Annotated in this window: 2 protein-coding genes; both read left to right on the forward strand. The window is 48.0% G+C overall.

The window, feature by feature from the left end:
- The coding region (locus tag R7R24_RS24355) for a methyl-accepting chemotaxis protein (protein WP_318119677.1) at window positions 1–1,071 on the forward strand (1,071 nt) is incomplete at its 5' end.
- Between the two features lie 293 nt (window positions 1,072–1,364).
- Window positions 1,365–1,733, forward strand: a 369-nt coding sequence (locus R7R24_RS24360) for a lipoprotein (protein ID WP_318119678.1), incomplete at its 3' end; no start/stop codon positions are given.

Below are 1,733 nucleotides of genomic sequence, written 5' to 3' on the forward strand. Positions count from 1 at the left end.
ATCACCTACAGCGTTATTGCTATCGTCGCGCTATTGGCATTGAGTTTTACGCTAGGCCTATTCCTAACCAAACAGATCTGCACACCACTAAATTACGTGGTAAACATGGCATCAAAAATCGCGTCAGGCGATCTAACTTACCAGCTTCCACGTAACAAAATTGGTCATGATGAGCTTGGCACCTTGGCAGATGCCTGCGTTGATATGCAAGCGAAGTTGCTTACTTTGGTCGACAGTATCTCGTCAACCACAGCTCAAGTAGGCACCGCCATTGAAGAAGTGAGCGCGATTTCCGAACAGACTTCAACCGGCATGGATGAACAACAAGTTCAGCTAAACCTTATCGCAACAGCAATGAACGAGATGCAAGCGACAGTAAATGAAGTCGCCAGCAACACCGAAGCCGCGTCAGAAACGGCAAACAGTGCTTCTCACGATGCGAAAGAAGGCCGCGGTGTCGTTCAAGAATGTATTAACCAAATCCACGAAGCGTCATTGGCGATTCAATCTGTTGGCAACATGGTGACAGAACTGGAACAAGATGCGTCTAACATTAGCGTTGTGGTTGACGTTATCCAAGACATCGCGGAACAAACCAACTTGCTTGCGCTTAACGCTGCCATTGAAGCTGCGCGCGCTGGTGAACAAGGCCGTGGTTTTGCCGTCGTAGCGGATGAAGTGAGAACGCTAGCAAGCCGCACTCAAGCTTCAACCGAAGAGATCATCACGATCATCTCTAAACTGCAAAATTGTTCGAAGAGTGCCGTTTCAGCAACGAACAACAGCAGCGATTTGATTCAAGAGTGCGTTGAGCAAGCACAAAAAGCCGGTGCAACCATCGACCAAATCGAAAAAGGCGCAGATAACATTGCTGAAATGAGCATTCAAATTGCGAGTGCTTGCAGCGAGCAAAGCTCGGTAACAGAAGAGCTGCATCGTAACGTGGAACACATCAACCAGTTCTCTAGCGAAGTGGCGACAGGTTCACGCCAACCAGCAATTGCATGTCGCGATTTAAGTGAGCTGGCGGTAGGTCTACAAGAGATCGTCGGTCAATTCAAAACTGCATAGTCACTCACGTCATTCTTATCTATTCAAGCCCAGCGCTCATCGCTGGGCTTTTTTAATGTCATTTGCCGATAAAAACCGGAGCTTGGTCAAGGTTCTTTAAATTGAGGCCTTCATAGCCCTCTTCCAACGCTAAGCCTCTCTATTTAAAAAGAATCGCTTGTAGATAAAATGCTAAGCTCTAAAAAGAAATCGTTATGGATGGCGGTTAGCGACGGGTTAGCGGGCTCAATCAACACGCTCCCGTTCGCAAGTTATCTATTCATGCATTACTTCTTCAAAGGAAGCACCGCACTATGAAGCGAATCATTTTTGGCACATTGATTATTGCCCTTTTAAGCGCCTGTTCGAAAGATAACACGCACCAAGCGCTTGGCACCTTAGAACGTGACCGCGTAACGTTTACCGCCACATCTAACGAGATAATTAGAGCCCTTCCTGTCAAAGAAGGCAGCTTGGTGAGTGAAGGGGAAGTGTTGGTTCAGCTCGATACCAAGAATCAACAAGCCGTTCTTGCGCACGCCGTTGCCGAGCAAGCCAAAGCGGGAGCGTATTTGCTTAAATTGACCAATGGTGAACGCCCAGAAGACATTGCTGCTGCATCGGCACGCGTAGCCCGAGCGGAAGCGCAGCTCACCGAAGCGCAGAAAAACTATCAACGCAAA

The organism is Vibrio sp. 704 (genome assembly GCF_033339295.1).